Annotated in this window: 14 protein-coding genes; 7 read left to right on the top strand and 7 right to left on the bottom strand. The window is 30.9% G+C overall.

What is annotated here, in order from left to right; all coding sequences use genetic code 4:
- The 7 genes from T329_RS0102150 to T329_RS0102180 all read right to left on the bottom strand — a co-directional run.
- Window positions 1–208 (bottom strand): helix-turn-helix domain-containing protein (locus tag T329_RS0102150; protein ID WP_029608805.1); only part of this gene is annotated, 208 nt, incomplete at its 3' end.
- A gap of 134 nt (window positions 209–342) precedes the next feature.
- The gene (locus T329_RS0102155; protein ID WP_051630137.1) at window positions 343–1,620 is read right to left on the bottom strand and encodes an LlaJI family restriction endonuclease; all 1,278 of its coding nucleotides are present in this window, start codon (window positions 1,618–1,620) and stop codon (window positions 343–345) included.
- Between the two features lie 16 nt (window positions 1,621–1,636).
- The gene (locus tag T329_RS0102160) at window positions 1,637–2,617 is read right to left on the bottom strand and encodes an AAA family ATPase (RefSeq protein WP_169734330.1); all 981 of its coding nucleotides are present in this window, start codon (window positions 2,615–2,617) and stop codon (window positions 1,637–1,639) included.
- 112 nt (window positions 2,618–2,729) lie between these two features.
- Entirely contained in the window at window positions 2,730–3,368 is a 639-nt protein-coding gene (locus T329_RS0102165; protein ID WP_029608808.1) for a hypothetical protein, read from the bottom strand.
- On the bottom strand, window positions 3,358–4,080 hold the full coding sequence (locus tag T329_RS03935; RefSeq protein WP_029608809.1) for a DNA-methyltransferase: 723 nt from the start codon (window positions 4,078–4,080) through the stop codon (window positions 3,358–3,360). Before T329_RS03935 ends, T329_RS0102165 begins: the two co-directional genes overlap by 11 nt.
- Entirely contained in the window at window positions 4,073–5,152 is a 1,080-nt protein-coding gene (locus T329_RS03940) for a DNA cytosine methyltransferase (RefSeq protein WP_029608810.1), read from the bottom strand. The genes T329_RS03935 and T329_RS03940 overlap by 8 nt, the downstream gene beginning before the upstream one ends.
- 324 nt (window positions 5,153–5,476) lie before the next feature.
- Window positions 5,477–5,842, bottom strand: a complete 366-nt coding sequence (locus T329_RS0102180; protein ID WP_029608811.1) for a hypothetical protein — start codon at window positions 5,840–5,842, stop codon at window positions 5,477–5,479.
- A 68-nt stretch (window positions 5,843–5,910) separates the two neighbouring features.
- Between T329_RS0102180 and trpS the strand changes: the two genes are divergently transcribed.
- The 7 genes from trpS (at window position 5,911) to T329_RS0102215 (ending at window position 14,989) form a co-directional block, all read left to right on the top strand.
- Entirely contained in the window at window positions 5,911–6,912 is a 1,002-nt protein-coding gene (gene trpS / locus T329_RS0102185; protein ID WP_029608812.1) for a tryptophan--tRNA ligase, read from the top strand.
- Window positions 6,913–6,914: 2 nt separating this feature from the next.
- Window positions 6,915–8,663, top strand: coding sequence for a threonine--tRNA ligase (gene thrS / locus T329_RS0102190; protein ID WP_029608813.1), 1,749 nt, complete (start codon window positions 6,915–6,917; stop codon window positions 8,661–8,663).
- Window positions 8,656–9,051 (top strand): MAG3450 family membrane protein, encoded by a 396-nt coding sequence (locus T329_RS0102195; protein ID WP_029608814.1) that lies wholly within the window; start codon window positions 8,656–8,658, stop codon window positions 9,049–9,051. Before thrS ends, T329_RS0102195 begins: the two co-directional genes overlap by 8 nt.
- Before the next feature lie 177 nt (window positions 9,052–9,228).
- Entirely contained in the window at window positions 9,229–10,440 is a 1,212-nt protein-coding gene (locus T329_RS0102200; protein ID WP_029608815.1) for a hypothetical protein, read from the top strand.
- 63 nt (window positions 10,441–10,503) lie between these two features.
- Window positions 10,504–13,539: a lipoprotein 17-related variable surface protein gene (locus T329_RS0102205; RefSeq protein WP_029608816.1), complete on the top strand. Its 3,036-nt coding sequence runs from the start codon at window positions 10,504–10,506 to the stop codon at window positions 13,537–13,539.
- A gap of 125 nt (window positions 13,540–13,664) precedes the next feature.
- Window positions 13,665–14,294, top strand: coding sequence for a uracil phosphoribosyltransferase (upp, locus tag T329_RS0102210; protein ID WP_425411728.1), 630 nt, complete (start codon window positions 13,665–13,667; stop codon window positions 14,292–14,294).
- 2 nt (window positions 14,295–14,296) lie between these two features.
- Window positions 14,297–14,989, top strand: a complete 693-nt coding sequence (locus tag T329_RS0102215; RefSeq protein ID WP_029608818.1) for an MPN527 family putative ECF transporter permease subunit — start codon at window positions 14,297–14,299, stop codon at window positions 14,987–14,989.
- Window position 14,990: the final 1 nt, after the last annotated feature.

Genomic DNA, 14,990 nt, shown 5'->3' on the forward strand with positions numbered 1-14,990 from the left:
ATGCTCTGTTTTTGGCTTTTATATCAGCAGTATCTGACAAATAATTACCGTTATTATCTGAATTTCTCTTTAACTCTCTCGATATTGTTGAAGGAGAAACATGTAAAATCGAAGCTATTTCTCTAATCGAAAAATTCTTATATCTAAGATTTTCGATTAAGAATCTTTGATTTTTATCAATATGAGAATATTTTTTACTATAATTCATTTATGTCCTTTCTAGTACCAGTAGATAGGGCATTTTTTTATTAAAAATGCAACACCAGTATTATATTACTAAGTGTTGCACTTGAATATACAATTTGGGAAATCCAACGACTAATGTTGGATTTTTCTATTCAATTATTTATATATTTTTAAATTACTAGAAGCATTTATTATTTTAGATGAAAGATTTTTGATTTCTGTAAAATTTGGCTTTGCCAAATTGCTCATCAAGTGTTTTATATCAATCAAAAAAGCATGTATGTAATGATAATCTTGTAAATTATCTTTTCAATCGGATTTGGCAACACCTATATACTCATATTTATCTTCAGATGATGAAGAATACGGCATTAAAAAAGCATTGTATATTCGTGCACCACTATAAATTTCATTTTTAAATTTGATATTGGTTGCAATGTATTCACCGTAAGAAATTTGTTTATTTATTGATGCTGAGTCGGGCAAGTGATTTGAATTCATTGTGATACCATACTTGTAATATTTAGCGTCTAATACGAAAATATCTTTGTCGTATCTCATTATCGTATCAGGTTCTAAGTATTTATTTTCTTTATTGTTCCCTGTATTTAAAATTCACTTTGTTTTTGGAAAAAAATACTTTTTATCTTCATTCCCAAATGAAGAATCTATTAATTTTTCTCATACGTACTCAAAATTGTTAGTGCCGTAAAAGTATTCTTCAGAAAAAGTGTTAGTATCAAGCGATTCCAATATATTCGACATGGCTAAAAACAAGCGTATTTCAGTGTCATTACATACATAATGCATCATACTTTTTAAATATGATTTATAAGTATAAATATTTTTTGTCATAATAGGTTTTTGCATACTATTCATATTATATAATCAACCTATTTTTAAGTAACTTTCGTATACACAATATCTATTTATTTCCGTTATTAAAGAATCGTCAATATATGATATTTTTTTAACTTGATAATTATCAAATATTAAACCTTTTTCTGTTAAAAATGGAATGAATTTTGAAATAGTTTTTTTTCAAGATATGATACCGCTTTTACCATTGATAAATTTATTTTGTTTTATTTTATATATACCGTTAGTTAAATAACTTGTAAGCACATAGATATATGAATCTATTGGAAAATTAAGGCTCATGATGCCGCGATGCAAATTTTGACTTGGGATATTCGATTCATAATCCCCGTATAATTTTAGTATGGAAAACAACAGCAATATATCATCTCGAACGTTTGCATCATCTTTTGAAATTGAATAACCTATGGGAAAGTGTATAGTTATTGAACGTTCGCCGTTTATAACTTCGGATTTTATGCCCACAAAATTATCGCCATTTATGTTGGTTGCGTTTCTACAATAGTCGTAAAGATTAATGTTTGATTTGTCACTAGCCTGTTCAGAATTACTCATTTTAAATTCCCAATATTTAATTTACGCTATAAGTTAGCAAATGGTTTTTGATATTTTCATTAAATATATTAAGTCTGTCATTGCCACTAGATGATGTGAAATGTAATATTATTTCATCAAGACTTTTATAATCAGTATTGAACAATTTATCTCTCGAAAATTTAAAAGCATCATCTCATAAGTATTTAATAACTTTTTCGGAAAATTTTTGCCCATTTGTATCATTATCAGCTAAATCCGAGTCGTTAATAAAGTAGGAACCTAACCTTTTATCCTCTGATGAAATTAGTTCTACGTTGCTAATTAATATTAATTCGTTAATTACTTTGTTGAATACTTTTCACGTTATATCTGTATCTGATATCTTAATATCCTTATGAGTTGCTTTTTCTATATCATTAATTATCATTTTCATCGATCAACGTCTTTGAAACGCTGTATCTAACGTAAAAACATTTTGATCAGATGTATTCATAGATCCTAAAATGCTTAGATTAGAAGGTATTTTTATCGGTTTATCCTCATCACCGAAAATAATTTTGGCAATATTTCTGTTATTTATGAAATACTTGCTATTACCTTGTTGATCTCGGTCCAAAAGCTGAAAAATATCGCCAAATATGGCCGGAGAATTGCCACGGTTTATTTCCTCAATAATCAAAACATATTTATTTAACGGGTCTTTATAAGCATCTGCAATAACTTTCGTGAAGGGTCCAGGAATAAATTCATAAGATATTGTTTTTTGCTTTGAAGCTTCATCAATTTTTAGTATGGGCAATAGTTGACCAATAAAATCTGAATTAGTGTATTCTGGATGGAAAACCACCCTTGTGACTTTTTGATCTTGACATAGCTTATCAATAGTGTAGCTTTTCCCTGAACCCGGCACACCATAAAATATTATATTTTGACCACCTGTTTGTCTATTACCAGAGTCATCATGCGAAATAGTTTGTAAATTAACACTCTCTAAATTTAGGAGTGATTCGAGCATACCGCCTTTAACATATTCAATCAATTCGTCTTTTGAAAAAATGTTATTTCCTAACTGGTATTTTCCAGTTTCTTTATTATAAATTAATTTCATACAATCTTCCTTACGCTTATTAATAAAGGGATTTTTCAATTATATTTTTTCTATACAGTGACAGAAATCCAATTTCTTTAAGATATTTAGGCAGGCATTTTTTTCTTATTCTTAACTGATCATTTTTCGTTTGATCTTTATCTCTTCTGTTTAGGTTGATAAATATACCAATTTCTGAAGCTATCAAATTTATTATGTCTTGTTTTTCATAGTCTCTATCTACATCAATAGATAAAAAACCAAATGTTTTATCGTATGATGAGCGACCATCGAAGCAACCCATTAAAAAATATTTTTTTACTGTTGTGGTTGAACTTTTTATCCTTAAAACTATTTCGTTTAGAATTGAATGTAAAGATAAAATATCTACATCTAAAACCAACAAAAGACTAAAGCCTAATTTTCTTGATATTTTCGCCACTGATGAATTATTGGATAAGATCATAGGTTTTTCGGGAATATTTTTAATAAGTTTAATCACTGATAAAAAATGGGAGTTTATACATTCATTGTCAATCATGTTAGGATTGTGATTTATAGGACTTATTAAGTAATTCACACCGTTAATTTCTTTAATTTTAATCAATGGGTATGCCAGCCCAATAATGTACGCGACCGATTCATTTATTGTCATGTTTATTAATTGGCTAACTTTCATTATGTTCCCTTGAAATTCTATTTTTTGCTATTTTGAAGTAATCTGAATTTATTTCGATGCCTATAAAATTTCTTTTCATTTTTAATGACGCTACACCAGTTGTGCCACTTCCCATAAAAGGATCTAAAATAGTGTCTCTCTCATTTGTGTGAATTGAAATTAAATCTTCCATTAGTTTTAAACTTTTTTGCGTTGGATGCCCAGTTTTTTCTAAGCCAGAAACTATTGGGTACCTAAATAAACTTCTAACATATGGTTGATTTTGCGGTTTATTAAAAATTCATTTGGATTTGCCTTTTACTGCCCAAATAGCAAACTCCATATCTTGAACATATCTTCTATTTGTGTTTCTTGGCATGGGATTGTTTTTTTGTCAAATAATTACATCCTTCACGAAAATTCCTTCGCATTTGTTTTCTAGGATTTCGATAATATGGCTAATGTATCTGTATGAGCAAAAAATTATCATAGAGCCGCCTGATCTTAATATTTTAGAATAAGGTGGTATTCATGAGTATAGATTAAAATCACCATTATCTCAAACACCAAAATCAATACCTTTTCTTGGGTTGTTAAGTGTGTGAAAATTGTTAGTCTTTGAAATATTGTATGGCGGATCTGTTATTATGTGATCTACCTTGCAATTCGAATTTAAAAATTTTTCAATTATATTTAGTGCATCATCGTTGTATAACTCTATTTTTTTAATCATCTTGCAACTCCGAAATTATGTGTTTTCCTATATTTCTAGATAATGCTGGTGGCACCGCGTTTCCTATTTGTCTACAAACTGAAGTTTTGGGCCCTTTGAAAATAAAGCGGTCGGGAAATCCTTGTATTCTCGCCGCTTCTCGCGGCGTTATTGAGCGATTTAAAAAAGGGTGAGAATTTTTCCCGTTGGATGGCGTATCAAACCTTGTGTCAATTGTTGGACTTGGTTTATCTCACTCCAATCTCGATCAAGTTGTGCCGAATTTTTGGTTTCCATGAAACTCTTTTGGTAAATATTTCTTGCTTCCTTCGGGTGGGATAAAAGACAATTTTTCAATGGCCACTTTAGAGTGGCTGGTTGCAATATGATTATATAATTGCACAGAATCTTTTCGCATATTTTTTTGATAATCTGATAAAGGCTGAGAAAGATATTGAGAAACAAATAAACCTTCTCCAGAATTAAGATATGATAAATCCGATATAGCGTCTCTGACGGTTAGTTTTAAACTATTTTTGGGAGGTTTTGGTAATGTTATCAATTTATCACCCTTGTGTGCAATTATGATGGCTCTTTCCCTGTTTTGAGGGACGCCAAAATCATGTGCATTTAACACCCCATAATCACATTTGTATCCGTTTTTTTTCAATTTACTTATTATTTGATCAATAAAATAACCATTGGAAGATTTAATCATATTCTTCACGTTTTCAATAATTACAATTTTTGGAAGCAAATCTTCTACAATATCAAGGAACTCTAGAAAAAGAAAATTCCTTGGATCATCCAACCCTAAATTCTTTCCTTTCAAACTAAATCCTTGACATGGTGGCCCACCAATTATCATATTAATACCGATTTTTTTTGAAATTTCCAACAGTTCTTTTTTTGTATCTGGTTTACAAATATCACCCAAAACACATCTAGCTTTAGGGAAATTAAATTTAAATGTTTCTAGAGCATGTTTATCGAAATCGACCGCAACTAATGTTTCAAAATAAGGCAGAGAGTCAAGACCATAGGAAAAACCACCCGCGCCCGAAAACAAATCTAAAATCTTAAATTTTTCCATAATTAACTCCATAAAAAACGACAATTTTATTAACCTTGTCGGTGTACGTTTAATATTTTAATATAAATATTGTTACTTTTTAAAAGTTTTGAATGTATTACGAAAAAATCAATTTTTAGTCATGAAAATATTCTAAAACAAACAAAAAACATTAGTTATTATGTTGCTTATAAACTTGTTTAAGTAGAACTCTTTAATATTTATTAGACAAAAAAGCCAGCCTCTTCGGAGTTAGCTTTGTATTATTCAGTATAAATTTTTGTTTCGGCATTCAAGTCTGTATCATCTAAGCAGCCTGTGCTTAAATGTTCTAAGTACTTTTATTTAAATTATTTGTTGTAAAGCTTGGGCGTATGATTGTGCTTTTTCGGCAACTATTAAACTGACTTTATCAGTATTCATAAAAGCACCGCTGGCTAATTTTTTAGCAATAATTTGTTTTAATTGCACAGAGTTTTTATCCTTGATTTGCACAATCAATTTTGAACCTTTAGCTTCTACAAAAGCAATATTGTCTTTTGAGCCCAATAATTCGCACAGTAAGCTAGCTTCATGATTATTCAATTTATAGTTAGCTTTGCCTTGTTTAATAGCTTGAGTTTTTTTGTTTTGCAAGTGTCAGTGTAATCAGCAAAAACCTAAAGTTAAAATAGTTAAAATTGCCAAAATAAATTTATCTTTTTTTGTCATGCTCTTATTATATCAACACTAACTTTGTATTATAATTTAAAATAATTTTTAGCATGCAGGAGGAAAAAATGAACAAACCTAGATTAATTAGTGGAATTAAACCAACTGGCGAGCTAACTTTAGGAAATTACATAGGTGCATTGAAAAACTTTGTCAAGATGCAAGATGATTATGAGGCCTACTTTTTTGTGGCAGATTTACACGGCTTGACCACTGGAACTGTCAACGCTAAAGAAAATTTAAATGCCAGAAAACAAACTGTAGCTATGTATTTAGCTTGTGGGCTAGATCCTAATAAAGCATCAATATTTTACCAATCCGATTTATATGAACACACCTATGCTCAATGGCTTTTAACCACCGAAGTTTCGCTAGGTGAATTGCAACGAATGACGCAATTTAAAGATAAAGCACAAAAATTGCAAAAACAAGACAATGGGACTGAAAAAATACCAGTAGGTTTGTTAATGTATCCAATTTTAATGGCTGCTGATATATTGATCTACAACGCTGATGTAGTGCCTATTGGTGAAGACCAAACTCAACACATGGAATTAACGCGCACAATTGCTCAGCGCATCAATAAAAACTACAAAATGCGTTTAACATTGCCTAAGGGTGTTGTTCCACCTGTAGGTGCACGCATTAAATCATTAACCAATCCTGAAAATAAAATGTCAAAAAGCGATAAAAGCGATAGGGGAACTATCTACTTATTGGAAGATCCTCAACAAGCCTATAACAAGATTATGAAGGCTGTTACTGACTCAGAAAACAAAGTTTATGCTAGTGAAAACAAGCCTGGCGTAACGAACTTATTAAATATTTATGCAGCTTTAGCTGACATTAGTCTTGAGCAAGCAGAGCAAATTTTTAAAGATAGCAATTATGCTGAATTTAAAATGGCAGTAGCTCAAAAAGTAAAATATGAATTAATCAAAATTCAAACCAATTATCAAAGTGCATCTAAATTAATTGATCAAATCACAGAGCAAGGGATGCAACAAGCAAAACAAATATGTGGCCCAATTGTTGCTCAATTAGCACAAAAAATGGGTTTTAAGGAATAAACATGAAAGTACAAGCAGATAAATTATTAAATCACACATGCTCACACCTTTTAGGTGCGGCTGTAGAACATTTATACCCAAATGTAAAGTTAGGTTTTGGACCTGCAACAGAAGAAGGTTTTTACTACGACTTTGAATTTGAACAACCAATTAGTGATCAAGAATTAGCAAAAATTGAAAAACTAATGAAAAAATTCGCTTCACGCAATCTTGAAACTATTCAAATTAGCGAATCTGAATACGATTTTAGCAATAAACCATACAAAAAAGAGCTTTACGATGAGCTAAAAGCTAGAGCTGAAACAATTACATTCTACGCTTTGCAAGATCCTTTAAACAAAGAAATTGTCTTTAAAGATTTATGTGCTGGCGGCCACGTAGAGAGCACTAAACACATCAAACACTTTAAACTTTTATCTTTAGCGGGTGCATATTGAAGAGGTAACTCAGATAATATCCAATTAACTAGAATTTATGGTACAGCTTGAAGCACTAAAGATGAGTTAGATTCATATTTAGCACTATTGCAAGATCGTAAAGAAAGAGACCACCGTAAAATTGGTAAAGACTTGAAAATTTTTGCAATGCACCAATTGACTGGTCAAGGTTTACCTATTTGACTAGAAGATGGAATGTACATTCACAATGAAATCCGTAATTTAGTGCTAAAAATGGACCGTAAATACGGCTTTACTGAAGTTTTAACACCACACTTTGGTAACGAACAACTTTACCAAATTTCAGGTCACTTAGCTCACTATAAAGACGATATGTTTGCTCCAATTGTAATTGAAAAAGAACGTTTAATTCCACGGCCAATGACGTGCCCACACCACAACATTTGCTATGGACTTGAAAAACGTTCATACCGTGATTTACCAATTAGATATTCAGAACAATCACAGTTATATCGCTATGAAAAATCTGGCGCACTAACTGGTCTAGAACGTGTACGTGGAATGCTTTTAACTGAAGGACATCTATACGTAAGAGAAGATCAAATTTTTGATGAAATCGTGAGAATGTACAACCAAATCTCTGAAACATTAAAGATTTTTAATATCCAAATTTCGTTTATTTCGCTTTCATTACGTGATCCTAACGATAAAGAAAAATATTTTAACGATGATGCGATGTGAAACAAAAGCGAAAAAATGCTTAAAGATGCTCTTGATTCAATGCATGTTAAATATGAAGCCATTCCTGGTGAAGCAGCCTTTTATGGACCTAAAATGGATGTGCAAATTCATACCGCTTTAGGTCATGAAGTAACAGTTGCAACAATTCAACTTGACTTTTTACAGCCAATGAAATTTGATCTTAAATATACAGACAAAGACGGTTCAGATGCACGTCCCGTGATGATTCACCGTGGTTTAATTGGAACCTATGAACGTTTTGTGGCTATTTTACTAGAACAAACAAAAGGTGTGTTGCCATTTTGACTAGCTCCTAAACAAGTGAGTGTAATTCCAGTTAATTTAGAGGAAAATCTAGAATATGCACGCAAAATTACTGATTTATTATGAAATCATGGCTTTAGAGTTAAACTAGATGATCGGGATGAAAGATTAAATAAAAAAATTCGTGAAGCACAAATTTCTAAATCTAAATTCCAAGTTATTTTGGGTGCTAACGAAGCAAATACAAACACCATTTCATACCGTAAATATGGCGAAGAATCAACCCACACTGTTAGCGTGGATGAATTTGTTGCCCTATTACATAATTTAGTAGCAAAATATGAGTAAAAACAAGTACGCTCCTTTAATTGCCGTCTTTTTTATAGCTTTAACTCAAATCTTACCTTTGACAACTTTGTGGCTTGTTGGTACTAAAGATTTTTTAAACCAAATTCTTTTTGACTTTAATATAATTTTGTGAGTACCAATTGCAATCTCTATTATTTCTATAGTAGTTGCAATAGTTTTAATTTACTTTAAACAATTAAACCTTAAATCAATTAATTTTATAGTGCCACTGAGCTGTTTATACACTTTAGTAATTACAACTTCATTAAGCTCACTTTCAATGATAGTTCGCTTTGCCATAGCCTTAGGGTGCACTATTGTTATTACTATACTAACTAATGTTGTAGCTAGCTTAATTGAAGAGAAATTCTATTTCAATAAAGTTTAATTAAATGCGCTGGCGCATTTTTTTTTTTTTTTTGTAAAAGTTTGCCATTAGAGCACACCCCAAAACAGCAATAAACAGGGCAAATAAAGAAAAAGTGTGTAAAAAATGGGCTAATTTGCCGCAATTTAATAAAAAAGTATAATTTAAGCATAGGAAAAATAAATTACAAGGAGACTAATGAAAAGAAAATATTTAAGTATTTTATTAACTGGTAGCGCATCAGTTTTAACACCTGTTGCAATGTCATCATCATGTGTTGATGAGAAAAAACCTGTTGAAAAAGACTACAATACGCTTATAGCTATCGATGCCAAAGAAGGTGTTAAAGCAGCTAAAGAAGCCAAAGATGTTCTAGATACTGATTTAATAATTACAACTACTGATAAAACACTTACAACAGCAATCAAATCTAAAGCTGTTAAAGCAGGAATGCCAACCACATTGGTAGTGGTAATTAGTGTTAAAGATGGTCAAAAAACTGCAGAAGTTACAAAAGAAATTACTGGATTTAAAGCTGCACCTGTAGAACAAGGCGGCGACACATCTGGAAAACCTGGTACAGGTGAGAAAGAACCTGAGGTACAAGGAGAAAGCGAAGGCACTAAATTAAGTAAATCAATGAGCGAAAAATACGCAACAATCGGTGATGGCATTACTGATGAAGCTAAAAAAGCTCAAGTTAAAAAAGCTTTTGGTGATTTTGGAACTAAAACTGCACAAGCTTTTGCAAAAACAATTGATGATGCTATTGTAGCTCTAGGTTTAAATGCGGAAGATACCAAAAAACTAACAGCAGCTTATACAGATGTAACAACACAAGTTAATGACTTGTTAGCTGAGGTATCAGCAACTCAAGTTAGTGAATTTGTTGCAGGTAATAAATTTACAAGCGGTCTTGATGCCATTAAAGCTCAACTAACTAAAGAAAAACTAACCACCCTAAAAACTGAATTTGTTGGTACAATCACTAAAAATAAAGCTAATGTTGAGGCAATTATGGGAGGGTTGTTTGACCAATTAAATGTTGCTGAAACAACTAAAGATATTGCTAAAATTTCTGAACTAATTACAGACTCTAAAGCAGCTGTGACAACTGGCTTAGATACATTAAAAACTGAAATTGAAGCTATTTCATTTGAAAACTTAAGTACAGAAGGTTACTTAGCTCAAGTTGCTAAAGTTACAACCGCAATTGACAAATTTAAAAACAGCCTAAAAACCAAAGTTGCCGATGAAAAATACGGATTTAACGAAGAAAACAAAACAGCTATCAACGCAGCGATTGATGCTAAAGTAATGAAAGTTTTTGAGCTATATACAAGTTCAATCGAGCAATTAAAAACATCAGGTTATGAACTTGCAACAATTTTTGATGCAAACTTAAAATAATTGTCAATGATAAAAGATTGTTAGCAGCAATCTTTTATTTATAAAAACTATAAAGGGAGGAAAATGAAAGTCAAAGCTATTTTGATTGCTACTAGCGCACTCTCACTAACAAGCGTAGTTGCAGCTAGCTCAGCAGCTATATACTATAGCAACCAAAATAAAAAACTACAAAAACAAGATTTAAAAAACAAAGATAATAAAGTGTCTTTACCTATGTTTAAACTTGCACCTGCAAATAGTGATAAATTAGCACAAAAAGGTGCAATTAACTCGTCATTTATTGAGTTAAGTGCAAATAACGTTAAATTATTTTTTGATAGTGAGCATCAACCATCAAAACAAATGCAAGCAAGTCAAGTTTTATCGCAAAACTTAAAACACACAAGCTTAGACTCTACTGTGGCATTTAGAATTAATAACTACATAACAAATGATCTTGATGGCACAATTAATGTAGAATATTATTTAGTTCACTTTGATAAATATGGTAAAGAAATCTTACGAAGTGAAATCAAAAATGTTGAATTTGGTGGTTATTTAACTATCAAAGAATTACTAGATAAAGCGATAGAGCAAATCAATTATCAAAGTAAAGAAGTGAATAAAGATTCAACATTAGCAAGTGAATTTATTGCACAAAATGGTGTATATTTCAACTTTGAAAACGAGCAATGTCAATTACACTCGCAAATACAAGCAAATGATGAAAACGGTGAAATTGATATTACCTATTGATTAAGTTCAAAGCAACACCCAAATTTAATTTCAAATAAAATATCGGCCAAAATAAGTGGTTTTGAAACAAACTCAGCGCGCCAATTAAAGCACGAACAAAGCGAAATAAGCAGATTAAATCAATTGCTTAGACAAAATAGTGAAAATTTAGTTGAATTAGCCAACAAAAAAGAAAATACTTTAGCTAGTCAATATTTATTAGAAGATTTTGCGCTTAAAAATAATGTAAGCTTTAGCGATGCTCAAACTGAATTAGATATTGTTGCCACAGACGATGAAACTGGAAATGCAACAATAAGAGTTATTTTAACTTCGACTAAACCAAATTTACAAAGAGCTAAAGCTCATATTGACGTTACATTAAATGTTAGTGAATACTACAGCGAACATTATCGTTTAGATACAATTTTGAATAATTTTGAATTGCAAATTGTCGACCAAAACGATTCACAAGTATTTAATGCTTCTTCTTGAAAACGAAAATATGAAGGTTTTTTAGGAAAAAAAGATATTAAACCGATTTTAAAACTTGATTTTCTAAGTAACCAAAACGCTAACATAGTTATTGATGATCATTCAATAGAAGAAACAAAACAACAAATAAATGATAAAAATGAATACCATAACATTTTGACCATAAACTACCACTTTGTTTCAACTTTGGATGGTAAAGAAAATTTTGTTTCTAAAAACAAAGCAATAAATATTGATTTATCTAGCTGATTTTTACAAAACAGTTTCTTAGCTATTGCTGATAAGGCTAACTTTGATGTAGAATTCACATCACAAGGAAATGCCAAAAAACAACACTACGACGCCGAACACGCAAAAGATGATTGACAAGGTTTTGTTTATTTTAAAATCAAAAACTTTCGTATGAGAAATAACGGTTTTGGCGAAGAAGAAAGAAATGTTGATATAGCTTCGTTTGATAACGAGGCAGGAACAATCACCTTTAATATTACTGTCAATAAATATTTAAACGGTACTAAATACTCAAACACTTTCCAACGTCAAATTAGTGGATTTGCAAGCAGTGATAAGTATAATGAATTTTGAAGTCAAGCTCAGGGTGAAAAAACACGTTTAGATGAATTAGCAGCAGTTGCAATTTTAAGCGATGCTAAAACAAAAATGCCGCTAGATAATTACTTTTTTGCCGATGAATTTGATAAAACTAAAATTTTAGGCGAAATAGTCAACCAAAACGCGGTTGTTAAAGTTGTATCGATTGAAGATTTTGTGGATGAATCTGGCCAAAATCTTAAAAAAGTTATCTTTAAATTACAAAGTAAAGACGATAAATACAGCTCTATAGCCAGCGAGAATGTGACAGTGTTGCTTAAACCTAATAATATTGATATTTCGTCAATAAACACAGAAACACAAACACTAAGCAACAAGCAAAAAAATGATTTCATTTCAGGTTTAGATAGCTTTTTAAACACCATCACTTCACAATTCAAATCGGATAATGACAAGCGTCAAGCCAGAAAAGAAAAAGCCAAAGTTGAAATCAAAAAATTCTGAAACGAAAAATACCTTGAATCAAAAGCAATTAAAGATGAAATTTTAAATGAGTACTATTTTAAATATTATGGCATTAACGAAAACACAAAAGCTATAGGTACTATGCTTGATCAATTCTTCACTTCTAGTCAACAAGCGCTAGGAAACATGTGGGTGAAAGCATTGGAAAAAGATGATCACGAAAGTCACTGATTATTGGGTAAAGGATATGGTGTAGGAAAAGTTGTTTTGGTCCCAAATTTACTTAAACCATATTCACAAGCAATATTTAGTGTTGTTAATACAAACAAAGACAAATTTACTAATTTAATTAGCCAAGTTGTAGCGCAAGTAAATCAAAACAAACAATTTAGTAATTTGCCAAATAAAGAACAAATTATTGCAAGTTTTAGCGAAAAATTAACTGCTATTCTAAATAAAATTATTCATTACTATGGAAACATAGATTGAGACATTTTAATTAATGGTGCAAACAATAATAGTCAATCTATTCAGGGCTTAATTGATCGTGGAATTTTGCTTGAAAGTGATAAAACAAAAACTGCTGTTGTGCCTAACCCTGCTAAGTTTGGTAATACCACCTTTGGTCGTAAGTTCATGACATTAAACGGCTTAACACCTTTTAAAACAGATGTTTATCAAAACGATAAAGTAAAAATGATTCAAGAACTAAGTGAGCAATTTAATTTGAACGCTTCGCAAAAAAATGTATTGTCAAGCCACGTAGACATATTCTTGAATCCTTTATTAGGCTCAATTGAAAAATACTCATCATTTATTATGAATCAAGTGTTACAAAAATTATTAACATCAATTGCAAAAGTATATTATTAATACAAAAACAGGGACACCTGTTTTTATTTTGCGAAATTATCACTAAAATATGCAAGATTTTTCCTTATTTAACTAATAAGCACTGAAATGTGTTATTATTTAAAAAAATAATAATATAAGGGGAAATTATGCTTAAAGTTATTGAACATCCATTAATTTCAATCAAATTAACAAATATGCGTGATAAACGTGCTGATCACCATATCTTTAGACAAAATTTAAATGAAATAGCTTCACTAATGGTTTATGAGATTATGCGCGAATATCAAACAAAACCAAAAAAAATCGTTACTCCTTTGAACAATGAATACATTGGTGCAACATACGATAAAGAAGTGATTATTGTACCAATTTTAAGAGCTGGATTAGGAATGACTGAGGGGCTGCTGCAATTAATACCAAAAGCTAGAGTTGGTCATATTGGTTTATACCGTGATGAAATAACTCATAAACCGGAAACTTATTTTTATAAAATGCCAGAGGTGCCAAAAGATAGCTATGTACTTGTTGTTGATCCAATGCTTGCCACAGGTGGATCAGCAGTTGATGCTATTAAAAAATTACAAGAAGACGGATTTAGTAACATTCAGCTTGTTTGCTTAGTGGGTGCACCAGAAGGTGTGGAAAATGTTATTCAAAATTTTGGAGAAGATTTTAATATTTTCTTAGCTTCACTAGACCCGATTTTAAATGATAAAAAATACATTGTTCCCGGCTTGGGGGATGCAGGAGATAGAATCTTTGGAACAAAATAATAATGTATTGAAACAAACAAATCATTAAAAAAATAACGCTCACAGGACTTTTTTTGGCCTTAGCTATTGTAGCTGATTTGATGGGTCAATTTATGCCCTTTAATGGCTTTTTAAAGTTTAATTTATCTTTAATTTTTATTCTAGCTAATTTTGTAATTTCAGGATTTTGGTGGGGCTTGCTAATATTATTTTTATTGTTTGCTCTAGGTCCTTCATATTCATCTTTAGGTTATGAACCAGCTGGTTTGTTGGGCCATGGCATGCTTTTAATTTCACAAGCTAGCTTTATATTTGTATTTTTATTGAGCCGACAAATTATTCAAAAATATACAAAAAATGAGTCTTTATCAATCAAAAAACAAATTTTAAAACTATTGATTAGCTTAACCATTGCTTCAATAATTGCTAGTGCTTTCTTAATTATTATTAATCTTTTTATATCCACGCCAGCGTTTTTTTATCTGCTTAAATTTGCTCCAGACGCAAAATTTACAACAATCGCCACAATGTATCATGACAATTTTAGGCCTTTATTTTTCTTCATTCCTAACTATTATTTAGGCGCAGGCGTTGTTTTTGGAGTGTTTAATTTACTCAATTATTCTATTAACTCAATTATTCTATTTTTAGTGCTTGCTTTTAGCTTAAAAACCAAACTTTTCGAGCAAGCCAAAACTAATAACTCTACACTTTAAC

The organism is Mycoplasma simbae ATCC 49888, from assembly GCF_000702705.1.
GTDB lineage: Bacteria > Bacillota_I > Bacilli_A > Mycoplasmatales > Metamycoplasmataceae > Mycoplasmopsis > Mycoplasmopsis simbae.